Source organism: Hydrogenophaga sp. YM1 (genome assembly GCF_016903055.1).
Taxonomy (GTDB): Bacteria; Pseudomonadota; Gammaproteobacteria; order Burkholderiales; family Burkholderiaceae_C; genus Hydrogenophaga; species Hydrogenophaga borbori.
Genome location: NZ_CP070223.1, coordinates 4,528,156 through 4,549,319, shown reverse-complemented (window position 1 = coordinate 4,549,319; position 21,164 = coordinate 4,528,156). Strand labels below are relative to the sequence as shown.

The window sequence follows — 21,164 nt, the reverse complement described above, 5'->3', positions numbered from 1 at the left end:
GAGCGTCCTATCTGCGCCACGTTGCAGTCTTTCAGACGCTTGCCTTAGACGTTGATCGCTTGTGCGCCATCAAGCCATGGCAGACTGCCGCAATCGGCCAGGAGCGGACTTCGAAACATGAGAATCTTCTACGCAATCTGGTTTCTCTTTTGTTCTGGAGGGGGCTATAGCGCCGCGACATTTCCTGCTGAGTCGGCACCGCCATTGACCCATGCTGTCATCACGTTTCCCGTGGCGATTGCAATGGTGATGGCGTCCATTTGGTGGGAGTCGACGAGAGCCAAAGGACGACGGTTTCCCGCGCCATCGCTGCGGCTCACGCCGTGGGGAGGTCCCATTGGATTCGCCGTCTTCTTGGGCTTTACCTTTGCGTTCGTTGGCGCATGGGGCATCGTTCTGGCATTGATGTTCGACCTTCCTAGCCCGACCATTGCGGTGCAGGTGTTCGCTATGGGTCTAGGCTTCGTTGTCGGTTGCTATGCGCTGAGGTGGCTCATGCCAGACCGCTTTATCAGCGCTGCACGTCGTCCTGAATAGTTTGGTCCGCTATGGGCCCGTTGCGGTCGTAGGCTTCTACCTCTTCTTGCGATAGAGGAAGCCAAACCTCTTTTCGTCCGCTAGGGCCACGGCGCGAGCGTTTGGCTCTGCCAGATTCAGTTCCGAGGCTGCCTGCTTAACGTCGTTGGGCACAACAAGGCCGTGCTTGATTCCAAGGTCTGAGAGGGCCGCGATGATGTGCTCATCGTTGTGCGAATCATCGATCCAGCCTACTACTATGCGTACCCCATCGGGAGCGTCGCCAACAGACTTCTCCGCAAACTCAATCAATTGCTGCGCACCAGCTTCAGAGTTGGCGAAAGTTGATTCTGCGTAGCCTCCGGGCTGTTCAACAGCAACCTGTAGTTGCCCTGAAAGCACTAGAACCGCAATGAGCTTGAGCATTTCGTGATTTCCGCTTCTGGCCGGAGGTTGCCGTTCAATGGTGTGGCGCTCGGTGAGTGGCGTCAAGGTAGCGTCGAATTACGTTGGCGGCTTCCTTGGCGGTGCATGTAGACGTGTCAATCACCACGTCGTATGGTCGAGCGAACGCTGAATGTCCGACTTGCTCCTGCGCCATGCCAGTCGCTCGGTCCTCACGGAGACTTTCCCGACGCTCAAGGGTTTCGAGCGGAGCCGTGATACCGACCAAGCAAAGCGGACGGTCTGACAGAACGTCAATGCAGGCCTGTAGTTCCTCTACATCACGAAGCACCGTGTCGAGGATGATTTCAAACTCCGTGTCGACAAGCCGGCGAAGTGTGGAGCGAAGGTTCTCGCAGTGGATGCGATAGGCCAGGCGTTGCTCTTCTGCACTTCGCATATCGCGCCGCCTAGACATCGTCACAAACGCGTCCAAGGTCACATGAAATGCGGGAGCCTGAGCGCAATCCTGAAGCGCGGTCGCTGTGGTCGATTTTCCAGCGCTGGTCGGGCCGTGCAGGACGATGGCGAAGGGTTTCATGTAGTCCTTGAATGACTGGTCATGAGGAAATTCTGCCCGGCGACTTGATGACTGCTTCTGGCCGAAGACTGTCATGCTAGCTGAACAGACTCAGTCGCTGGGCATCACTTGCACGGGGGCTCAGCATCGACTTGAGCGATGAATTCAGCCAGAACTGGAGGGGCGCAAGTGAACGGACAGAGGATTTCCTGCGCCTTCCGACTCTTTTCCTGAATGCTCATCTCTGGCCAACCTTCGACCCGTCGTGCTCGAAGTACTGAGGCACGCCATTCGTCACGCGACTTGTCAATTGCGAGCCAACCCGCCCATCGCTGCCGGGCGGACTCTCCGTCTTCCTTCACGTTCCGCTCAATGAGTGCATCCATCACACGCAGAAACAGTGCATTGACTCGCGGACTATCTGAAATCTCATTGTCGTCCGGCAGCGCTGAGAACTTGGCTTCTCGGAACACTCTGTGCAGCGCATAGAGCTCGGAGGTGTCATCTACGCTAAACGACGCCATTCGGTCTTCCCAATTTAATGTCCGCTTCTGGCCGATTGCGGCAGCCTAGCCCTCACCGATCCAGCGGCGAGCAGTCGATCTAGTCGAGGAGGAATGAACGACCGCAAAGTGGCGTAGAGCGCACATTGAGCGAGAAGGCTCGACCGACAGCAACCGCTGCACAGCAGCCACTTACCACCCTCAAACCCTCATCGCCGCCCAAGTCGTCGTCTTCGCAAACGCCGCAAACTCCCGCTTCGTCGCCCCCACCTTGCTCTTGCGGCTCCAGGTCTCACCCGTGGGCAACTGGTAGGTCACCCCGATCTCCGGCGCATGGCCCTCGCTGTCCAGGTCGCCGCGCTCCTTGGCCCGGCGGGGGCTGGTGAAGCCCGCGCCTTCCGCCAGTTCGGCCAGCGTCTCCTCCGCTTCGTGGGACTTCATCATCTTGATGAGGTGGATGACGGCGTCCTTCTTCGTCTTGCCCATCAGGCTGAGCTTGTCCGACAGGAAATTGAGCGTGGATTCGAATTCCTTCGTCGCCTGTTCTTCGGCCTGTTTCATCAACCGCTCCGCGAATTCGCGCAGTTCGGTCGAGCTCATTTTGGTGGTGTCTTTGGCGGGGTGGGTCACCAGAGGTTCTCCTGGGGCAAGGTGTGGGTAAGGCGGTCCGTGCGCGCACGGACCAGCGGCACAGGCGCTTGTGGCATGGGCGTTGGATAGGCAATGGCCGTGCCACATCGGGCATGGCTGCCGGGCCGAATGCTGGCTGCGTTGGCGGGCTGGCGAGAGTCTAGTCCTTCGGCCGGACGGGGCCTGGAGGGCACCTCGGGCATTGGGAGAGCCCGGGTGTCGGTCCCTCAGACCGGACGCAGCGCCTGGCCGCGTCGTCGGGCGCCTCGGTCAGCCAGGCGTCCAGATAGGCCGCGATGTCTTCGGTGGTTCTGAGGTACGCCGCCACGTCGAATGGCGTGGTCTTGGTTCTGGTCTTGCGTTTGCTGGCGGGGCCGGTGGTGATGGCCTTTCGCGTGGCGTTCATTCCTCGTAGCTTGGGATCAAGGCAGTGGCCTTGGTCTGGGTGGATCGGCACCACCGACCAAAAGCACCCGCAGCACGTTGACGTGCTTGCCCGTTGACCCGGGAGTGGGGTATCTGGACAGTGCGCGTTAGCGCGTCGCGACAGACCACGCCAACAGCAGCTGCGCCACAAAGTACGTCGGCCAACCCCACAGGTGGTTCACCGGCGACGGACGCACGAAGCGCTGCCGCGCCACCGCGATGTCGGAGACCGCGAACAGCACGGCGCCCCACAGAACGATCCAGCGCCCGCTGGCGACGGCATGCCCCGCTGCCGCGGCGCACATGGCCAGGATCACCACCACGTAGACCAGCACCGGCGCCTTGAACGGTGCCGGTGTGTGCGGCCGCAGCCAGCGCAGCACCACGACGCCGGCGGCGCAGGCCGCGACCAGCGCCACCGCCATGGCTGGCCCATTCAGCGGGCCGCTCACAAAGGCCGTGGCGTACAGCCCGTGCGACAGCAGGAAAGCCACCAGCCCGGCCATGAACGCGGCCGAGCGTTTCCCCAACAGCAGCGCGTCCCCCAGCCATCCGAGCACCAGTGCGCCCAGCACCCATTGCCCGTAGCGCGATTGCATCGCGCCCAAAACAATGGCGAGCCACACGAAGCAGGTGCTGGCGCCGAGCTTGGTGAAGGCGCGGGCCAGCGGCCACTGCAGCCGGTCCACCACCAGCAGGGCGATCACGAACAGCAGGCAGGCGGCGGTCAGTGCAATGGGCGAGTTCATCATCGGGCGTGGGTGGGCGGGCCAAGGACGGCCCGAGCTTAGCCGCCGGCCAGCCGCACAATGCGCGCCTGGTCACGTCCACCTTGACCTCCAAGGAACGCCATGTCACTGCTCGCCTTCGCCGTCGCGGCCCTCGTGCTCGCCATCACCCCCGGTCCGGGCATCGCCTACGTCGTCGCGCGCACGGTCGCGGGCGGGCGCTCCGAAGGGCTGGCCTCTTGCTTGGGCACGGCCATCGGCGGCCTGCTGCACGTGCTGGCCGCCGCGCTGGGCCTGTCGCTGCTGATCGCGCAGTCGGCGCTGACCTTCGCTGTGCTCAAGTACCTGGGCGCGGCCTACCTGGTTTACCTGGGCATCCGTTTGCTGATGCGAAAGGAGGCGGCGTTCGCGGTGAAGGCCGTGCGCTCGCAAGGGGCGCGCCGCGCGCTGCTCGAAGGCATCGTGGTGGAGGCGCTGAACGTCAAGACGGCGCTGTTCTTCCTCGCCTTCCTGCCGCAGTTCGTTGCACCGGCCGATCCGCTGGTGCCGCAACTCGTGCTGCTGGGCAGCGTCTGCGTCGCGCTCAATACCTTGGTCGACGTGATCGCGGTGTTCACGGCCGCCCGCCTGCTTCGCTCGGGCCCCGCGCGCGCCGTGCGCGCGCGGCTGATGACCCGCGCCTCGGGCTTCACCATGCTGGGCCTGGGCGCCTGGCTGGCGCTGGCGCGGCGCGAGGGCTGAGGCGGCGGCGCTCAGCCCTGCGGCCGCCGCACGATGCGGATGGGCTGCGCCACCACCGGCCGCCCCAGCGCGCCCGACAGCTGGCGCCCCTCGGGGTCCGCCAGCGCGGCGAGCCTCAGCTCGCGCAGCCGCTGCGCCGTGGCGCCTTGCTGCGCTTCGCCGAGCAGGGCGGCCAGGTTGCGGTGGCCGCGCCGGTTGGTCTCGCCATAGCCCTTCACCAGGTTGCCCGCCAGGGCGATCTCCAGCGCCGCCGCCGGGTCGGGCAGGTGGCTTTCGATGGCGTCGAGCCAGCCGCGCATGGCGGCCTGCTCTTGCGCGTAGCGAAAGCCCCGGCGCCGGAAGACCTTGAACGAGCGCAGCGTGCACAGCACCAGGAAGCCGCGCAGCGTGTCGGTGCGCACCAGCAGGCCGCGGTGCCACGAGCGGCCTTCGGTGGCTTTCAGCAGCGCACGGGCCAGCGCGGGCGGCAGCAGCGAGGCGATCTCGTCGATGCCGGGTTTCAGGTACTCGGTGGTGCGCAGGGCGTCGCCGGTTTTGACGCCCACCTCGCGGCGCACGCGCTCCAGGCGCTCGCGCCGGGTCTTGAGCTGGGCCACGCGCACCACGTCCTCGTAGCACATCCACAGGGCCAGGTAGCGCGCGGCCTCGCGGGTCACGGACCAGTCGCTCTGGCCCAGGCGACGCTGCGCGTCCAGCAGGCGTTCGACGGTGTCGAGGTACTGCTCGGCGTAGCGCGGATCCTGATACTCGGTGGTGAGTTCGATGCCCGAGGCCAGCACCTCGTGCAGCGCCGCCGGCCAGGCCCGCGCGCGCGCGGGCAGGCGATCGATGCCCTGCAGGCGCTCGGCGAGTTGCGTGCTGGCCATCACGCGGCCCGAGGCCGCCTCGAAGCCGGCGGCGAAGCCGCGCAGGCTGGCCTGCACCGACTTGCCGGAGCGCTCGATGGCCTGCTCGCACTCCTCGCGCGAGAAGGGCAGCACGCCCGATCCGGCCATGGCGCCGAACAGCACGGTGTTGATGACGGTGCCGTGCTGCTGCGCCAGCGCGCGCATGTCCAGCAGCACGGCGGCGCGGGCCTGGGCCTGCGCGGCCTGCAGCACGCGCTCGCTGTCGAAGCGGCCGTCGCCCATGGCGGCCTTCTCGGACACCGCGTACTCGCGGTGGGTGGAGGCGATCAGCAGGGTGTTGGCCGGGTGCACGTAGCCGTTCTGGATGGCTCGGCCGGCCTCCACCAGTTCGGACGCCACCATCAGGTCCACCTGGCCCGCCGTGGGCGTGAGCGAGAGCACGGGCTCGCGCCCGCCGAGTTCGGCGCGGCGCTGGGGAAAGATCTCCACGTAGTAGGTGGTGGCGCCGGTGCGCTGGGCCACGCCGGGCACCGAGGTGCTTTGCACCGGGAAGCCGGCCTGCATGGCGGCGTCGACCAGCCAGTCGGACAGCACGCCGCCGCCTTCGCCACCCATGGCGCCGATGAGGATGCACAGGGCCTGTGTCATTGGACTGCTCTCCGTGTTGCGCGCTGCGTTGCCAGCGCCTTCGGGCGGCCGTGCGGCGCTCATGCCGCCAGCCTGTCGATGAGGGCGCCGCGCACGCGGGCCATGAAACGTTCGAACGCCGTGGGGTTCTGCACCACCTCGGCTTTGTAGAAGGACGGGCACAGCACGGCGGCGTGCGCGTTCTCGCCGCACAGGCCGCAGCCCACGCAGGCGCTGTTCACGCTGGCCACCGGGTCGGTGCGCAGCGGGCTGGGGTTGGGCTTGATGGTGAGCGAGGGGCAGCCCGACAGGCGTATGCAGGAGTGGTCGCCGGTGCAGGTGTCTTCGTCGATGCCGAAGCGCGTGCGCACCACGCGCTCGCCGCGCTTGAGCTGTTCGGCCACGCGCGGCTTGTTGCGGCGCTGGCGCTCCAGCTGGCATTCGCCGTCGGCGATGATGACCTTGAGCCCGCCCTCGGGCGTGGACATGGCCTCCTCCAGCGTGTCGCGCATTTCCTCCACCTGGTAGCTGCCGACCTTGCGGATCCATTTCACGCCCACGCCGTGCAGGGCCTTCTCGATGTCCAGCGTGAGCGGGCGCGCCGCCGGCTGCGAGGGCGAGGAGGGAATGGCCTGCGTGCCCGTGGCCGAGGTGTAGCCGTTCTGCAGGATGACCAGCACCGAGTCCTGGCCGTTGTAGACCGCGTTCACCACGCCGCTGGTGAAGCCGTTGTGCCAGAAGCCGCCGTCGCCCATGATGCTGAGGGTGCGGTTGGGCAGCAGCGGGCCCACGCCCGAGGAGCTGGCCAGGCCCAGGCCGTAGCCCAGCACCGTGCTGCCCACGTTGAAGGGCGGCAGGGTGCCGAAGGTGTGGCAGCCGATGTCCGCGTTCACGTGCACCTGGCCCAGCTTCTCCTGCATCTGCTTGATGGCCGAGAACACCGGCCGCTCGGGACAGCCGATGCAAAAGCCCGGCGGGCGCGTGGGCACGGGCGCGCCGATGGCCTGGCTGGCCTGGGCCTTGTGCTCGCGCAGCGCCTTGGCCTGGGCGGCGATGGGCGCGGCGGCCAGGCCGGCGGGCGCTGCGGCTTCCACGAAGCGCGCCAGGGCCTCCACCATCACGTCGCCGGTGTACTCGCCGGCCATGGGGAAGATGTCCTTGCCGTGCAGGCGGGTGTCGATGCCGGCCTTGCGCAGCACGGCGTGCAGCGCGTCCTCGATGTAGTTGGGCTGGCCTTCTTCGACCAGCAGCACGGACCGCTTGTCGCGGCAGAAGTCCAGCACCTCGTCCGACACCAGCGGGTAGACCACGTTGAGCACGTAGATCGGCAGGCGCGAGGCGCCGAAGGCGTCGGCCAGGCCCAGGCTCTGCAGGCCGCGGATCACGCCGTTGTACAGGCCGCCGGGCACGATCAGGCCGACGTCGGACAGGTCGCCGTCGAAGCGCTCGTTCAGGCCGGCCTCGCGGATGTAGCGCTGGGCCGCGGGCCAGCGCTGCTCCACCTTCTGGCGCTCGTGCTGGTAGATGGAGGGCGGCAGGTTGATGCGACCGTAGTCGTAGGCGGGCTGTTCGATGGGCTGGCGCATGGACACCGCCGGCGAGCGGTTGTCCTTGCAGGCGAAGCTGCCATGCACGTGGCAGGCGCGGATGCGCAGCTGCAGCAGCACCGGCGTGCTGCTGGCCTCGGACAGCTCGAAGCCGCGCTCCACCGCGTCCACGATGGAGCCCAGGTTGGGGCGCGGGTCCAGCAGCCACATCTGCGACTTCATGGCGAAGGCGTGGGTGCGCTCCTGGATGATGCTGGAGCCCTCGCCGTAGTCCTCGCCCAGGATGACCAGGGCGCCGCCGGTCACGCCGGCCGAGGCCAGGTTGGACAGCGCGTCCGAGGCCACGTTGGTGCCCACCGTGCTTTTCCAGGTGACGGCGCCGCGCACCGGGTAGTGGATGGACGCGCCCAGCATGGCGGCGGCGCCGGCCTCGGAGGCGCTGGCCTCGAAGTACACGCCCAGCTCGTCGAGCAGGCCGCGCGCGTCGCCCAGCACGTCGATCAGGTGCGACACGGGCGCGCCCTGGTAGCCGCCGATGTAGCTGACGCCGGACTGCAGCAGGGCCTTGGTGACGGCGAGAATGCCTTCGCCGTGAAAGGTCTCGCCGGCGCCCAGCCGCAGGGACCGGACTTCGGCAGCGAACGATCGCTCCATTTTTTAATGCCTCCAGGGGTGGCGCGCGGGCGCCGGACAATCCCGGGATGCTAGGGAGCGGCCAGCGGAAGACCTATCCATGGCATCCTTGTTACATATCGACGGACAAGATGGACCACCACCCCACGCGCTTCGACCTGAACCTGATCCGGGCCCTCGTTGCCATCTACGAGACCCGCAGCGTGACCCAGGCCGCCGAACGCCTGGGCCTCACGCAGCCCACCATCAGCCATTCGCTGGCGCGCCTGCGCGAGGTCTATGGCGACCGGCTGTTCTCTCGCGGCAGCGCCGGCCTGGTGCCCACGGCGGTGGCCGAGCGGCTGTACGAGCAGCTCAGCGTGGCCCTGCACGCCATCGAGGGCACGCTGGACGCGACCGCGGCCTTCGATCCGTTCAGCTCCACGCGGCGTTTTCGCATCGCGCTGTCGGACATCGGTTCGCTGTTCTTCACGCCGCCGCTGCTGCGGCGTTTCCAGACCATCGCGCCGCGCATCCAGGTGGAGTTCGTGCAGCTGTCCGGCGGTCTGCAGGACGACCTGGCGCGCGGCACCCTGGACCTGGCCATCGGCAACCTGCCCAGCCTGCACACGCACACGCGCAATCAGCTGCTGTTCCATGAGCGCTACGTCTGCCTGATGGCGGACAACTACCCCGGCGTGGGCGAGTCCATCGACCTGGAGACCTTCAGCCGCGCGCGCCATGTGATGGTGAGTTCGCCGGCCTCGGGCCATGCGCTGGTCGACGGCGCGCTGGCCGAGCGCGGCGTGCAGCGCAACGTGGTGGCGCTGGTGCCGCAGTTCTCGGTGCTGCCCAGCCTGCTAGAAGACAGCGACCTGGTGGTGGTGCTGCCCTCGCGCGTGGCCCAGCTCTACGCGCGCGAGCGCCGGCTGCGCACCGTGGAGCTGCCGGTGCCCATCGCGGGTTTCGAGGTGCGGCTGCACTGGCACGCCCGCCAGGACGCCGCGCCCGCGCACCGCTGGCTGCGCGAGGAGGTGATGCGGGACCTGAGCGGGCTCTGAGAGGGCTTGGATTGCGCTGGTTCGTCGCCTGGGTGGGCGTGTCAGGGGTGGGCCCAGGGCCTCGGCGGCTTCGATGCGGCGCCCCTCGCTGCGCGAGGGGTCCCCTGCGATGCTCGCGCCAGCGGCGCGCGGCGGAACTCGCTGCGCGCCCTCCAGGCGCTTCGCTCGGACAGCCGCCGCGAGTCAGTTCACCAAGCGCGCTGCGCGCGCCGCCGCAGTCCCTGCGCTTCTCGGCACCGCATAGGCGCCGCCAAGGCCCTGGGCCCACCCCTGACGGGTGGTACCTGGGTTCGCCTGCAAGGGAAGCGCATGTCCGCTTTCCTCTTCCTTCCTCCTTCTTCCCCTTTCGTTTGCCAGTCACGTCGCTGGCCGAGGGCCCGGGGTGCGCTGCGGCGGGCGCCTATGCGCAGGCGAGGAGCGCAGGGTGAGTGGCCCGCGCGCGCAGCGCGCTTCGTGAACCGACTGGCGGCGGCTGTTTGAGCGGAGTGGGCAAAGCCCACGCAGCGAGTTCCGCCGCGGGGCCGCTCACCCGAGCACCGCAGCGAACCCCTCGCGCAGCGAGGGGCTGTGCATTGAAGCCCGCCGCAGCGCACCCCGGGCCCTCGGCTCGCCCATCCGCTGCATGTGAAGCAAAAAAACCCGAGAGAGCCTCAGACAGTCAAGTGCGCCTCCAGCCGCTCGCGCCCCAGCTCCGCCATCGCCCCTTCGAGCACGCATTCCCCGCGGTCCAGCACCAGCACCTCGTCGGCCACCGCCTCCAGGAAGGACAGGTTCTGCTCCACGATGAGGAAGCCCGCGCCCTGGCGGCGGCGTTCGGCCACGCAGGCCGCCATGCGGTGGATGTTCTCGGGCTGCACGCCCTCGGTGGGCTCGTCCAGCACGCTCAGCGCCGCCGCCGCGCCCAGGGTGCGCACGAAGGACAGCAGCTTGCGCTCGCCGCCGCTGAGCGAGCCGGCGCGCTGGGCCCGCCGCTCCCGCAGGCGGGGAAAGGCGTCGAGGTAGGCCTCGTAGGCCTCCAGGCCGCGCGTGCGCCGGTGCAGCCAGAGGTTCTCCTCCACGCTCAGGTCGCCGAACACCACGTTCTCCTGCGGCGCCAGCGCGATGCCCAGGCCCCAGCGGGCGTGCGCCGGCACCCGCGCCAGGTCGCGGCCCTGCCAGTGGATCCGGCCTTCGCGCAGCGGCAGCTGGCCCGCCAGCGCGCGCACCAGGGTGGTCTTGCCCACGCCGTTGCGGCCCAGCACGCCCAGCACCTGGCCCGGCCGCACGCGGCCGCTCAGGCCGCGAACCACCATGGTGTCGCCATAACCGCAGACCACCCCCTCGAAGCGCAGCCCCTCGGCCACCGCCGCGCTCATTTGTGCCCCCCCGCGTAGACCGCGCGCACCCGCGGATCGGCTTGCACCTCGCGCAGGCTGCCGCGCGCCAGCAGCCGGCCCTGGTGCAGCACGAAGACCTCGTCGGCCAGGGCCGCGACGGCGTCGATGTCGTGTTCGATCAGCAGCGCGGCCGCGCCCAGGCGCCGCACCGCCGCCTGGATGGCCTCGGCCATGTGCCGGGTCTCGGCGCTGGACAGGCCCGCGCAGGGCTCGTCCAGCAGCACCAGGCCGGGTTCGGGCAGCACGGTCATGAGGAACTCCAGCGCCTGCCGGTGGCCCTGCGACAGCGCGCCGGCCGGCACCCCCCACTGCTCGCGCAGGGCGGGGAAGCGCGCCAGCAGCTCGTCTTGCAGCGGGGTGGTCCAGCGGTGGGCCGCCAGGCCGAGCGCGTCGCGCGCCGACAGCCGCCCGGCCCAGACCGCGATCAGCAGGTTGTCGCGCACGCTCAGCTCGCGGAACACCGTCGGCACCTGCATCTTGCGGCCCACGCCCCGCGCGGCCACGCGCCAGGTGGGCCAGCCGGTGACGTCTTCGCCGCCCAGCCGCAGGCGCCCGCCGCGCACCGGCAGGCGCCCGGTGAGCGCGTTGAAGCTGGAGGTCTTGCCCGCGCCGTTGGGGCCGATCACCGCGCGGATGCCGGGGCCTTGCAGGTCCAGGGACAGGCCGTCGAGGATGCGCACGCCGTTCTGCGCCACCGAGAGTTCGTCGATCGCCAGCGACAGGTTGGACACCGGCGCGCGCCGCGCGGGCGCCGGCGTGCGCGGGCCTTCGGCCGGGGCGGCGGCGGCGCGGCGCGCGCGCAGCGTGGCCACCAGGCCGGCCAGGCCGTCGGGCAGGTAGCGCACCACCAGGATGAAGACCAGCGCCACCAGCACCTCCCAGAAGGCGATGCGGTCGCGCAGCTCGGACGAGGCGTAGCCCACCACCACCGCGCCCAGCAGGGCGCCCAGGGGACTGAGCTTGCCGCCCACCGCGGCCCAGATGACGAACTCGGTGGCCAGCACGAAGCCCATGGCCACCGGCGTGACGATGCCCTGGTGCGCGGCGAACAGCCCGCCGGCCAGCGCCGCCAGAGCGGCCGCGAGCGCGAAGGCGGCGGCCTTCATGCGGTCGGTGGCGTAGCCGAACAGCTGCAGGCGCTCCTCGTCTTGCGCGATCGCGTGCCACAGCACGCCAATGGGCCGGCGCAGCAGCGCGCCCAGCAGCGCCGTGCTGGCCAGGGCCGCGGCGGCCACCACCCAGTAGAGCGTGCTGAAGCGCTCGGTGCCGGGCAGGTCGGGCACGCCGGACAGGCCGTTGAAACCGCCGGTGACCGAGGACCATTGCTGCGCGACCAGGAAGCCCAGCATGGCCGCGGCCAGGGTGATGAGCGAGAAGTACGGCCCGCTGCGCTGGCTGCGCGCGAACACCAGCCGCGCCAGCGCGTAGGCCAGCAGCGCGGGCAGCAGCACCGCCAGCGGCAGCGCCAGGATCCAGCCGGTCTGCGCCTCGGCGGCCTTGAGCGCGCCGCCCGCCAGGTAGGCGCCCAGGCCGAAGAACAGCGACTGCCCCAGCGGCAGGAAGCCCAGTCGCCCCCAGCACAGGGCCACGCCCTGGGTGGCGATGCCGTAGATCAGGAACAGCGCGACCTGGTAGGCCAGGAAGCCGTCGCCCAGCACCGGCACGGCGATCAGGCCCAGGGCGAGCAGGACCAGGGGCAGCAGGGGGCGCGGGCCCGGGCGTGTCGTCGACGGCATGGCGTTGGGGGCGGCCTCAGCGGCGCGAGAAGAGTCCATTCGGTCGCAGCCACAGGAAGAGCATGGACAGCACCAGCACCACCGCGTAGCCGCTGGTCTGGCCCGAGACGCTGCTCACCACCGACTGCGTGCCGCCGATGACGCCCACGCCGCCGACCAGGCCGCCCAGCGAACCCAGGCCACCCACCACGAGCACGAAGAAGGCGTCGAGCAGGTAGTCCACGCCGATGCCGGGCTCGATGCGGATCAGCGGCGCCAGCAGCACACCCGAGAGCCCGGCCATGACCACGCCGACCACGAAGGCCTGCGAGGCCAGGCGGCGCGTGTCGATGCCCAGGGCCTGGGCCAGCAGCGGGTTGCCGACCATGGCCCGCACGCGCAGCCCCACGGCGCTGCGCCGGTACCAGACGAACAGGAACAGGATCACCCCCACGCTGAAGGCGATCAGCCCCAGCCGGTAGGCGGGGTACTGCAGGCCGGCCAGGTTCATGGGCATGGCCAGCTCGCTCTCGACGTTGCGGTAGCCCTTGCCGAACACCGCTTCCACGCTCTTGCGCATCAGCATGGCCAGCGCCCAGGTGGCCAGCAGGGTGTCAAAGGGGCGCTGGTACAGCGGGCGGATCAGCCAGCGCTCCACGCCATAGCCCAGCGCGCCGCAGACCGCCATGGCCAGCGGCACCGCCGCCAGCAGCGGCCAGCCCCAGGACTGCACGGCGACCACGGCGTAGGCGCCGAGCATCACGAACTCGCCGTGCGCCATGTTCATCACCCCGAGCAGGCCGAACACCACGGCCAGGCCCAGCGTGGTCAGCGCCAGCGTGGCCAGTTCGTAGGCGATGTTGAGCAGGTGCAGCAGCAGGCCCGGGTCCATGCGCGGTCAGACCTTGCAGGTTTGTCCCGCGCCGATGCGCGGGAAGGTCTTGACGACGCGGAAGCCCTTGTCGGTGACGTCGGCGACGAACACGTCCTGCTCCACGTGGCGCGCACGCATGGTGACGGTGCCGCGCGGGCCCTGGTAGCTCGCGCCCTCGCTGGCGGCGTCCATCTTGGCCACGTCCAGCGACTTGGCCTTGGTGGCGATGGCCTGCAGCATCAGGAAGCCTTCGTAGACCGATTCGGTGAGCGTGCTCAGCCCCGGGGCCTGGGCGCTGAAGCGCTGGTTGAAGCGGTCCAGGAAGGCCTTGGCCGCGGGCGAGGTGGAGCCGGCGAAGTAGCCGGTGCTGGCGTAGAGGTTGCGCGCGTTGGCGGCGCCGATGCCGGCCAGCGTGTTCTCTTCGATCAGCGTGCCCAGGCGCAGGGCACGATCGCTCATGCCCAGGCCGGCGAAGGCCTTGTTGAAGCTGACCGAGGCGCCGCCCACCAGCGAGACCAGCACCGCGTCGGCGCCGCTGTCGCGGATGCGCGCCAGGCTGGAGTCGAAGTTGTCGACCGTGAACGGCAGGTACTCGTCACCCACCACCTCGGCGCCGGTCTTCTGGATGTAGCCCTTGGCGGCGGCGTTGGTGTTGCGGCCCCAGACGTAGTCGTTGCCGATCAGGTACCACTTCTTGGGCTTGCGCTCGGCGGCGATCCAGGGGATGACCGGCTCCAGCTGCTGCGAGGGCGTCTCGCCGTTCATGTAGGTGCCCTTGGCGCACTCGCCGCCTTCGTAGACCGGCGTGTAGAAGTAGGGCACCTGGCCCTTGAAGAGGTTGACCAGCGCGCCGCGCACCGCGCTGTCGTGCATGCCGATGACGGCGCCCGCGCCCGCGCCGCGCCACAGCTTGAGCGCCGACTGCGCGGCCTCGGCTGGCGCGGCGCCGGCGTCGCCGAAGGCCAGCTTGAGCGGGCGGCCCAGCACGCCGCCCTGGGCGTTGATGACCTCGGCGGCGAGCTCGGCGCAGGCCTTGGCGGTGGGGCCGAAGAGGCCGGCGGGGCCGCTCTGCGGGATCATGACGGCCACCGTCAGGGGGCTGGCGGCCTGGGCCGCGCGGCCCAGGCCCAGGGTGGCGGCCAGGCCGGCGGTGGCTTGCAGGAGGGCGCGACGGTCCATGGAGAACTCCTCGGAAGAAAGTGAAGGGACGGTGGGGAGGGGAAACGCCCGGGCGTTCAGGGCGCTGGGGACGCGATGGGGCGCGCCGGTGGGAACAGGTCCTCGACGGACGCCGCGATCGCCAGCAGCGCGCGGTCCGCGCCGATGGGCGCGTCCAGCGCCAGGCCGATGGGCAGGCGGCCGTCGAAGCCGATCGGCAGCGTCACGCCGGGCAGGCTGGCGTTGCTGCCCGGGTCGGTGTTGCGGATGAAGGTGGGGAAGGTCGGCAGGCGCTGGCCGTTGAGTTCGACGGTCTCGTCCTCGCCGATGGCGGCGGCGGTGCGCGGCGTGGTGGGGAACACCAGGGCCTGCACGCGCGCGGCGCGGAAGGCCTCGGTGTAGAGGGACTGCAGGCGCCGGCGCGAGGCCAGCGCCTGCTCGTACAGCGCGGGCGGAATGGCGCCGCCGGCCAGCAGCGGCTGGCAGGCCGCCGCCACGTCGGGGCTGGCGATGGCGGCCACCAGCGCCTCCAGGCCCACGCCGCGCTGCGTGGTCTCCAGGTAGGCGCGCATGTCGCGCACGAATTCGTACAGGGCGATGGGGAAGCCGGCCGCGTCGTTGGCTTCGCTGAGGCCGGGCAGGGCCACGTCGACCAGTTCCACGCCGGCCTCGGCCAGGGCCAGCAGGGCCTGGTCGGCGCAGGCCCGCACGGCGGGCTGCAGGTCGTCCCAGAAGCGCTCGCGCGGCACGCCCAGGCGCAGGCCGCGCAGCGGCGTGGGCACCAGCCCGGGGGCGGCGCCGGTGAGCACCGCGTCCAGCGTGGCGCAGTCGCGGATGTTCAGCGCCAGCGGCCCGGCGGTGTCGCGCGTGCTGGAGATCGGCGCCAGGCCCTCGCCGGGCACGCGGCCCACCGTGGGCCGCAGGCCGGCCACGCCGCACAGCGCGGCCGGCACCCGCACCGAGCCGCCGGTGTCGGTGCCGATGGCCGCCGGCACCACGCCCGCCGCCACCGCCGCGCCGCTGCCGCCGCTGCTGCCGCCCGGGATGCGGGACGGGTCGCGCGGGTTGTGCACCGCCTGCGTGACGGCGTTGTTGTTGGTGATGCCGAAGGCCAGCTCGTGCATACCCACCTTGCCGGCGATGAGCGCGCCGGCGCCGCGCAGGCGCGCCACCAGCGCGGCGTCCTGGCGCGGGTGCAGGCCGTGCAGCGCGCGCGTGCCGGCGCCGCAGGCGAAGCCCAGGGCGTCGATGTTGTCCTTCAGCGCCACGGGGATGCCGAGCAGCGGCAGGCGCTCGCCCGCGCGCAGCCGCTGGTCCGCCGCGTCGGCCTGCGCCAGCAGCCCGGCCTCGTCGAAGTCCACGTAGATGTTCAGGGCGCGCGTGGCCTGGGTGCGCGCGATGCAGGCCTGCGCCAGCTCGCGGCTCGACAGCTCGCGGGCGTCGAGCGCGCGCCGCAGCGCGTCCAGGGATTGACCGATGAGTTCCATGCCAGCTCTCCAACGATGGCCCGAGGCTAAGTGGCACCGCCGCGGGCCGCACCTAACAGGATTGCTAGGCCGCCGGGTCGGTGGGCGGGCCGACCCTCGGGTCAACCACGATGACGCCGGCCCGGGGCGCCGCTAGGCTTGCGCATGCTTCTTGCATGAGTGCGCGCCATGTTCCTGTCCTCGTCCCAGACCAAAGCCCTGTCCCAGGTGATGTGCCTCACGGCCGAAGCCACGGACGCCGATCTGCTGCGCGAGCAACTGGCGCTGCCCATGCTGTCGCTGCTGAACGCCGACACCTACGTGTCGATGGCCTGGAACACCGGCATGCGCCGCTTCGAGCGCGCCAAGGCCTTGAACATGTCGCTGGAGCACCTGCGTTCCTGGGACGACTACTACCGCTTCATCGACCCGCTGACCCAGCCCATGATGCAGCGGCGCCGCCCCACGGTGGCCACGCAGGTGATGCCGCAGTCCGAGCTCTCGCGCACCGAGTTCTTCAACGACTTCCTGCAGCGCGACCGCATGCACTGGGGCGTGAACGTCTACTTCCACGCGGGCGACACCTGCGTGGGCGATTTCCGCATCTGGCGCCACAAGGACCGCGGCAATTTCACCAGCCACGAGATCGAGGCGCTGCGGCTGGTGGAGCCGGCGGTGACGGCCGCGCTGGCGCGCACGCGCGGCGAGGCCTCCGAGGCGCCCGCGCCGCGCGTGGCCGATCAGGTGGAGCGCCTGATGCGCCAGCCCGCGCAGCTGAGCCGGCGCGAGGCCGAGGTGGCCTGGCTGGTGAGCAGCGGCTGCCCCGACAAGGAGATCGCGCGCCAGCTCAAGGTGCAGTTCCCCACCGTGCGTTACCACCTGGGCAACGCCTTTCGCAAGCTGCAGGCCGACAACCGCGCCGGCCTGGCCGCGCGCGTGCAGTGCCTGCTGGACGGCGACCCGCTCGCGCACGCGGCCTGGGAGCCGCGCGGGGTGCCGCTGGGCTGAGTTCAGGCCCCGGCCTGCCAGGGGGGCGGGGCCCAGGGGAGGCTGAGGTTGGCCTGGCCGAGCTCGCGCGGCGAGGCGGCGCCCATCAGGGTGAGCGTGCGTTCGAACTCGGTGCCGATCAGCTCCAGCGAGCGCGCCGCGCCGGCCTCGCCGTCGGCGGCCAGGCCCCACACGGCGGGGCGGCCCACGAACACGCCGCGCGCGCCCAGCGACAGGGCCTTCACCACGTCGCTGCCGCGGCGGAACCCGCTGTCCACGAACACCGGCAGGCGGCCGTCGACGGCCTGCACGATGCCCGGCAGCACCGAGATGGTGGAGGGCGCCGCGTCCAGCTGGCGCCCGCCGTGGTTGGAGACGATGAGGCCGTCGACGCCCTCGCGCGCGGCGCGCGCCGCGTCGTCCTTGTGCAGCACGCCCTTGATGAGCAGCGGCCCCTGCCAGAGGCGGCGCAGCCAGGCCAGGCTGTCCCACACCAGGGTGCGGTCCATGGCGCGCGCGAGCAGGGCCGCCTGCACCTGGGCCGACGCGGCGCCGCCGGTGCGTTCCGACAGGTTGACGAAACCCGGCGCGCCGTGGCGCGCCATGCCCAGGGACCAGCGCGGGTGGCTGGCCAGGTCCCACAGCGTGCGCGGCCCGGGGCGAAAGGGCAGCTTGAAGCCGTTGCGCACGTCGCGCTCGCGCAGGCCGCTCACGGGCACGTCGACGGTGAGCACCAGGGCCTCGAAGCCCACCGCGGCGGCGCGGCGCACGATCTGTTCGGCGATGGCGCGGTCGGACATCACGTAGAGCTGCATCCACTGCGCGGCCTCGGGCGCGGCGGCGCGCACCGCTTCCAGGCGCGCGTTGGAGGCGGTGGACAGCACGAAGGGCAGGCCCTGCGAGGCCGCGGCGCGCGCCAGCAGCACGTCGCCGTTCGGCCGCACCAGGCCGTTGAAGCCCACCGGTGCCACGCCCAGCGGGCGCTTCCAGGTGCGCCCGAAGACCTCCACCGAGGTGTCGATGGCGCTGGTGTCGCGCAGGCAGTTCGGAACCAGGCGCAGCGCGGCCAGGTCGCGGGCGTTGTGGTCCAGGCAGCGCTCGTCCTCGGCGCCGCCGTCCACGTAGTCGGCAACGAAGCGCGGCAGGTAGCGCCGCGCGCGCTCACGGACATCGTCCATGCGCAACCAGCTCATGCGTGTTCTCCTCGAATCCCGGGCCCCGTCGGCCGGCGGCGCGATGGTACGGAGCCGCCGCGCGCGGCCGTATCGATGGCTCAGCTGTTGCACATCGACGCGGGCCATGGGCGCGGCGCACAATGCGGCGCACCGCCACCCTCCGAAAGCCCCGCGTGCGACGCCTCGTCCTGCTGCTCCTTCTCGCGCCTCTCGCCACCGCCGCCGCGGCCGACGAGATCGGCTCCGTCGACACCGTGTTCAAGTTCATCGGTCCCGACCACAAGATCGTGGTCGAGGCCCACGACGACCCGGGCGTGCAGGGTGTGACCTGCTACATCTCGCGCGCCCGCACGGGCGGCATCAGCGGCGCCCTGGGCCTGGCCGAGGACAAATCCGAGGCCTCCATCGCCTGCCGGCAGGTGGGGCCGATCGCCATTCCCAAGCCGATCAAGGCGCAGGAAGAGATCTTCAGCGAGCGCACCAGCCTGGTCTTCAAGCGCCTGCGCATCGTGCGCATGGTGGACCCGAAGCGGCACTCGCTGGTCTACCTCACGTACTCGGACCGCCTGATCGAGGGCTCGCCTCAGAACTCGGTGGCGGTGGTCGCGGTGGACCGCGGCACGGCGATTCCGCTGCGCTGAGCGCGCGCCGGCTCAGGCGCCGAGGCCCAGCACGGCCCGGGCCGCGGCCACGCTCAGCGGCTTGACGAGGTAGCTGCGAATCAGCGGCCGCGCCGCGGCGCGCTGCCGGTCGGCCAGCGAGTCGGAGGACGAGAGCAGGTGCACTTCCAGCAGACCGCTGCCTGCGTGCGCCAGGGTCAGCAGCTGGTCGGCGGTGTCGAAGCCCGACAGGATGGGCATGTTGATGTCGAGGAACACGCAGGTGCGGCGGTCCGGCGGCGAGGTTTGCAGGAAGCGCAGCAGGTCCGGCCCGGTCTCGAAGCGCAGCAGCTCGCCGCCGTAGCCCGCCTTTCTCAGCACGATGCTGTGGAAGTCGTTGTCGAGTTCGTTGTCGTCTACCAGGATGACCCGTTCGATCGCGCTCACTGGACCACCCTCCGTGCTGTGCACTGCGGGGCTGAGCGCTTTGGGACCGGCACGGTGACGCTCATTGTGCGAGCCCCTGCGTGGCGGCGGGTCGGGGCAGCAGCAGGCTGAAGCGGCTGCCCGCGCCGGGCGCCGACCGCACGCGGATGTCGCCGCCGTGCATGTGCGCGATGCGGCGGCAGATCGGCAGGCCCAGCCCGGCGCCCTCGCTGACCCGGCGCGTGTTCAAGCGCGCGTAGGGGCTGAAGATCGCTTCGTGGTGGACCGGGTCGATGCCGGTGCCCTGGTCGTCCACGTGCACGGCCAGCGTGTGGCCGGCCTCGTCCGCGTGCACGCGCACCTGCGCCGGCTCGCCAGGCCGGGCGAACTGGATGGCGTTCGACACCAGGTTTTCGAGGCAGATGCGCAGCAGCGAGGCGTTGCCGTGCACGCGGGGCAGTGCTTCGACGTGGACCACCGCGCGGTGGCGGGCGATGAGACCGTGCAGCGCCTGCACGGTCTGGCGCGCCACCAGGTCCAGCTCCACGGATTCCATGTCCAGCGTGTGGTTCTCCACCTCGAAGAAGCGGCGCAGGTCCTCGATGACCCGCTTCATGCGGTTCGAACCCTTGATGACGTTGTCCAGGTACTTCTGCCCCAGGGCCGTCATGGCGGCCCGCTCGTCTTCGTCGATGAGCGCGATGAAGTTGCCGATGGTGTTGAGCGGCTCCTTCAGGTCGTGCGACAGCACGTGGATGTACTGCTGCTGCTGCAGGGTTCTGAACTCCAGCAGCTTCACCGTGGATTCGAGCTGCAGCTGGCGGGTCTTGAGTTCGTGGATGTCGTGGATGCGCGCCACCACGCCGGTCGGGCGGCCCTGTTCATCGCGCAGCGCGGGGATGTAGGTCACTTCCACGTGGCGGGGGCCTTGGGTGGGGAAGTTGATGACGGTCTGGAAGCGTTGTTCCTCGCCGTCCAGCGCGGCGTCCAGCGAGGGCTTGAGGGAGGAGGCGAACACCTCGGGGGTGAGCAGTTCGGGCACGGTCTGGGCGAGCAGGGCTTCTTCGGTGAGGTTCCAGTAGGCGAGGTAGCTGCCGTTGACGTAGCGGTAGCGGTAGTCGCAGTCGATGAAGGCCTTGAGATCCAGGCCCGCGGCGCCCATGGCCTGCAGCACGGCCTGCTGGTGCTGCCAGCGCCGGGCCTGGCACGAGAAGTGGGTGTGCACGGCGCGGGTGTGATCGAACATGCGGTTGACCACCAGGGCCAGCTGCTGCAAGGCGTCGAGCTGACGCGGGCTGAGCCGGCGCGCCTCGTGATCGATGACGCAGACCGTGCCCAGGGCGAAGCCGTCTGCGGTGACGATGGGGGCGCCTGCGTAGTAGCGGATGCGGGGCTCGCCCAGGACCAGGGGGTTGTCGCGGAAGCGCTCGTCCTCATGCGCGTCCGGGACCTCCATGACCGTGTCCGGCGCCAGGATGGCATGGGCGCAGAACGCGAAGTCCCGCGCGGTTTCCGTGGCCTGTAGGCCCAGGCGCGACTTGAACCACTGGCGGTCGGTGTCGATGAGCGAGATCAGCGCCACCGGGGCCTCGCAAACATGGGCCGCAAGTTCGGTGATGGCGTCGAACGCCGCGTCGGGCAGGGTGTCGAGGATGCCCAGTTGGTGCAGGCGTGCAACGCGTTCGGCTTCTTGTTCTGGCGTGCGCGCGATCTTCATGTCTGTCGTCTTCGGTTGTTGTTCTGAATGCCGATGCTCGCCCCGGCACGCAGCTCCGTGCCATTGTGGGGAAGCGGCGGCGCAACGGCATTGGGGCTGACACCGCTTGGCGAGTGGACCGATCTCGGGCACAGTGCACCGGTTGGGTGGTGGGGCCGGCCGCCGGTCCTGGGCAACGTGGGCATTCCACGTCACAGGAACAGCGCCATGGGCAACACCCCCACACATGACCAAGCTATTCCTGCCGCTGGGCCTCGACGCCAGCGAGTTGGCCGTCGCGCTCTTCATCTCGTCGCGCCGGCGGGGCGCGGACGTTGCCCTTGCCGACGCCCTTACTGGAACGAGGCCCAGGGCCAGTTCCCGTGCGAACAGATCAAGGCCGACAGCGATTGGCCGCCGCGTTTCTTCAAGCGCCTGCGCATCGTGCGCATGGTGGACCGCGGCACGGCGATTCCGCTGCGCTGAGCG

20 protein-coding genes are annotated in these 21,164 nt (G+C 70.2%); 6 read left to right on the top strand and 14 right to left on the bottom strand.

The window, feature by feature from the left end; translation table 11 throughout:
- Window positions 1–117 precede the first annotated feature (117 nt).
- Window positions 118–537: a hypothetical protein gene (locus JNX00_RS21460; protein ID WP_204743646.1), complete on the top strand. Its 420-nt coding sequence runs from the start codon at window positions 118–120 to the stop codon at window positions 535–537.
- Window positions 538–573: 36 nt separating this feature from the next.
- Here JNX00_RS21460 and JNX00_RS21455 read toward each other — a convergent pair whose 3' ends face one another.
- From JNX00_RS21455 to JNX00_RS21440, 4 genes are all read right to left on the bottom strand, one after another.
- Window positions 574–942 carry a hypothetical protein gene (locus JNX00_RS21455; RefSeq protein ID WP_204743645.1) on the bottom strand — a complete coding sequence of 123 codons (369 nt, stop codon included), beginning with the start codon at window positions 940–942 and terminating at the stop codon, window positions 574–576.
- Between the two features lie 34 nt (window positions 943–976).
- A complete protein-coding gene (locus JNX00_RS21450) occupies window positions 977–1,576 on the bottom strand; it encodes an AAA family ATPase (protein ID WP_345774094.1) in 600 nt (199 codons plus the stop codon).
- Window positions 1,577–2,184: 608 nt separating this feature from the next.
- Complete coding sequence (locus JNX00_RS21445; RefSeq protein ID WP_204743643.1) at window positions 2,185–2,613, bottom strand: hypothetical protein; 429 nt, start codon at window positions 2,611–2,613, stop codon at window positions 2,185–2,187.
- A 533-nt stretch (window positions 2,614–3,146) separates the two neighbouring features.
- Window positions 3,147–3,791 (bottom strand): lysoplasmalogenase, encoded by a 645-nt coding sequence (locus JNX00_RS21440; RefSeq protein ID WP_204743642.1) that lies wholly within the window; start codon window positions 3,789–3,791, stop codon window positions 3,147–3,149.
- A gap of 99 nt (window positions 3,792–3,890) precedes the next feature.
- Here JNX00_RS21440 and JNX00_RS21435 point away from each other — a divergent pair, with 99 nt between their 5' ends.
- Window positions 3,891–4,508, top strand: coding sequence for a LysE family translocator (locus JNX00_RS21435; protein WP_204743641.1), 618 nt, complete (start codon window positions 3,891–3,893; stop codon window positions 4,506–4,508).
- A gap of 11 nt (window positions 4,509–4,519) precedes the next feature.
- Here the strand turns inward: JNX00_RS21435 and JNX00_RS21430 are convergent, their stop codons facing one another.
- Window positions 4,520–6,004, bottom strand: coding sequence for an indolepyruvate oxidoreductase subunit beta family protein (locus JNX00_RS21430; RefSeq protein WP_204743640.1), 1,485 nt, complete (start codon window positions 6,002–6,004; stop codon window positions 4,520–4,522).
- 59 nt (window positions 6,005–6,063) lie between these two features.
- Window positions 6,064–8,184, bottom strand: a complete 2,121-nt coding sequence (locus tag JNX00_RS21425) for an indolepyruvate ferredoxin oxidoreductase subunit alpha (RefSeq protein WP_204743639.1) — start codon at window positions 8,182–8,184, stop codon at window positions 6,064–6,066.
- Between the two features lie 110 nt (window positions 8,185–8,294).
- On the opposite strand from JNX00_RS21425, the gene JNX00_RS21420 reads away from it, so the two are divergent.
- Window positions 8,295–9,203: a LysR family transcriptional regulator gene (locus tag JNX00_RS21420; RefSeq protein WP_204743638.1), complete on the top strand. Its 909-nt coding sequence runs from the start codon at window positions 8,295–8,297 to the stop codon at window positions 9,201–9,203.
- A gap of 650 nt (window positions 9,204–9,853) precedes the next feature.
- On the opposite strand, the gene JNX00_RS21415 is transcribed toward JNX00_RS21420, so the two are convergent.
- The 5 genes from JNX00_RS21415 to iaaH are packed head-to-tail and all read right to left on the bottom strand — an operon-like array spanning window position 9,854 to window position 15,813.
- Window positions 9,854–10,558, bottom strand: coding sequence for an ATP-binding cassette domain-containing protein (locus JNX00_RS21415; RefSeq protein ID WP_204743637.1), 705 nt, complete (start codon window positions 10,556–10,558; stop codon window positions 9,854–9,856).
- On the bottom strand, window positions 10,555–12,315 hold the full coding sequence (locus JNX00_RS21410) for an ATP-binding cassette domain-containing protein (protein ID WP_204743636.1): 1,761 nt from the start codon (window positions 12,313–12,315) through the stop codon (window positions 10,555–10,557). Before JNX00_RS21410 ends, JNX00_RS21415 begins: the two co-directional genes overlap by 4 nt.
- A 16-nt stretch (window positions 12,316–12,331) precedes the next feature.
- Window positions 12,332–13,186, bottom strand: coding sequence for a branched-chain amino acid ABC transporter permease (locus JNX00_RS21405; protein WP_070400900.1), 855 nt, complete (start codon window positions 13,184–13,186; stop codon window positions 12,332–12,334).
- 6 nt (window positions 13,187–13,192) lie between these two features.
- Complete coding sequence (locus tag JNX00_RS21400; protein ID WP_204743635.1) at window positions 13,193–14,347, bottom strand: substrate-binding domain-containing protein; 1,155 nt, start codon at window positions 14,345–14,347, stop codon at window positions 13,193–13,195.
- A gap of 56 nt (window positions 14,348–14,403) precedes the next feature.
- Window positions 14,404–15,813, bottom strand: coding sequence for an indoleacetamide hydrolase (gene iaaH / locus JNX00_RS21395; protein ID WP_204743634.1), 1,410 nt, complete (start codon window positions 15,811–15,813; stop codon window positions 14,404–14,406).
- Window positions 15,814–15,981: 168 nt separating this feature from the next.
- On the opposite strand from iaaH, the gene JNX00_RS21390 reads away from it, so the two are divergent.
- Window positions 15,982–16,800, top strand: coding sequence for a helix-turn-helix transcriptional regulator (locus JNX00_RS21390; protein ID WP_070400897.1), 819 nt, complete (start codon window positions 15,982–15,984; stop codon window positions 16,798–16,800).
- A gap of 2 nt (window positions 16,801–16,802) precedes the next feature.
- On the opposite strand, the gene JNX00_RS21385 is transcribed toward JNX00_RS21390, so the two are convergent.
- The gene (locus JNX00_RS21385) at window positions 16,803–17,972 is read right to left on the bottom strand and encodes an alpha-hydroxy acid oxidase (protein ID WP_204743633.1); all 1,170 of its coding nucleotides are present in this window, start codon (window positions 17,970–17,972) and stop codon (window positions 16,803–16,805) included.
- 155 nt (window positions 17,973–18,127) lie between these two features.
- On the opposite strand from JNX00_RS21385, the gene JNX00_RS21380 reads away from it, so the two are divergent.
- Complete coding sequence (locus JNX00_RS21380) at window positions 18,128–18,595, top strand: CreA family protein (protein WP_139147122.1); 468 nt, start codon at window positions 18,128–18,130, stop codon at window positions 18,593–18,595.
- A 12-nt stretch (window positions 18,596–18,607) separates the two neighbouring features.
- Here the strand turns inward: JNX00_RS21380 and JNX00_RS21375 are convergent, their stop codons facing one another.
- Complete coding sequence (locus tag JNX00_RS21375) at window positions 18,608–19,000, bottom strand: response regulator (protein WP_204743632.1); 393 nt, start codon at window positions 18,998–19,000, stop codon at window positions 18,608–18,610.
- Window positions 19,001–19,061: 61 nt separating this feature from the next.
- Entirely contained in the window at window positions 19,062–20,696 is a 1,635-nt protein-coding gene (locus JNX00_RS21370) for an ATP-binding protein (protein ID WP_204743631.1), read from the bottom strand.
- A gap of 207 nt (window positions 20,697–20,903) precedes the next feature.
- On the opposite strand from JNX00_RS21370, the gene JNX00_RS21365 reads away from it, so the two are divergent.
- On the top strand, window positions 20,904–21,161 hold the full coding sequence (locus tag JNX00_RS21365) for a DUF2789 domain-containing protein (RefSeq protein WP_239478203.1): 258 nt from the start codon (window positions 20,904–20,906) through the stop codon (window positions 21,159–21,161).
- Window positions 21,162–21,164: the final 3 nt, after the last annotated feature.

Coding starts and splice junctions, on each gene's coding strand:
- JNX00_RS21440 (WP_204743642.1), bottom strand. CDS start 3,791: ATGATGAACTCGCCCATTGCACTGACCGCCGCCTGCCTGCTGTTCGTG.
- JNX00_RS21460 (WP_204743646.1), top strand. CDS start 118: ATGAGAATCTTCTACGCAATCTGGTTTCTCTTTTGTTCTGGAGGGGGC.
- JNX00_RS21385 (WP_204743633.1), bottom strand. CDS start 17,972: ATGAGCTGGTTGCGCATGGACGATGTCCGTGAGCGCGCGCGGCGCTAC.
- iaaH (WP_204743634.1), bottom strand. CDS start 15,813: ATGGAACTCATCGGTCAATCCCTGGACGCGCTGCGGCGCGCGCTCGAC.
- JNX00_RS21450 (WP_345774094.1), bottom strand. CDS start 1,576: ATGACAGTCTTCGGCCAGAAGCAGTCATCAAGTCGCCGGGCAGAATTT.
- JNX00_RS21420 (WP_204743638.1), top strand. CDS start 8,295: ATGGACCACCACCCCACGCGCTTCGACCTGAACCTGATCCGGGCCCTC.
- JNX00_RS21435 (WP_204743641.1), top strand. CDS start 3,891: ATGTCACTGCTCGCCTTCGCCGTCGCGGCCCTCGTGCTCGCCATCACC.
- JNX00_RS21400 (WP_204743635.1), bottom strand. CDS start 14,347: ATGGACCGTCGCGCCCTCCTGCAAGCCACCGCCGGCCTGGCCGCCACC.
- JNX00_RS21390 (WP_070400897.1), top strand. CDS start 15,982: ATGTTCCTGTCCTCGTCCCAGACCAAAGCCCTGTCCCAGGTGATGTGC.
- JNX00_RS21430 (WP_204743640.1), bottom strand. CDS start 6,004: ATGACACAGGCCCTGTGCATCCTCATCGGCGCCATGGGTGGCGAAGGC.
- JNX00_RS21415 (WP_204743637.1), bottom strand. CDS start 10,558: ATGAGCGCGGCGGTGGCCGAGGGGCTGCGCTTCGAGGGGGTGGTCTGC.
- JNX00_RS21425 (WP_204743639.1), bottom strand. CDS start 8,184: ATGGAGCGATCGTTCGCTGCCGAAGTCCGGTCCCTGCGGCTGGGCGCC.
- JNX00_RS21365 (WP_239478203.1), top strand. CDS start 20,904: ATGGGCAACACCCCCACACATGACCAAGCTATTCCTGCCGCTGGGCCT.
- JNX00_RS21455 (WP_204743645.1), bottom strand. CDS start 942: ATGCTCAAGCTCATTGCGGTTCTAGTGCTTTCAGGGCAACTACAGGTT.
- JNX00_RS21410 (WP_204743636.1), bottom strand. CDS start 12,315: ATGCCGTCGACGACACGCCCGGGCCCGCGCCCCCTGCTGCCCCTGGTC.
- JNX00_RS21370 (WP_204743631.1), bottom strand. CDS start 20,696: ATGAAGATCGCGCGCACGCCAGAACAAGAAGCCGAACGCGTTGCACGC.
- JNX00_RS21405 (WP_070400900.1), bottom strand. CDS start 13,186: ATGGACCCGGGCCTGCTGCTGCACCTGCTCAACATCGCCTACGAACTG.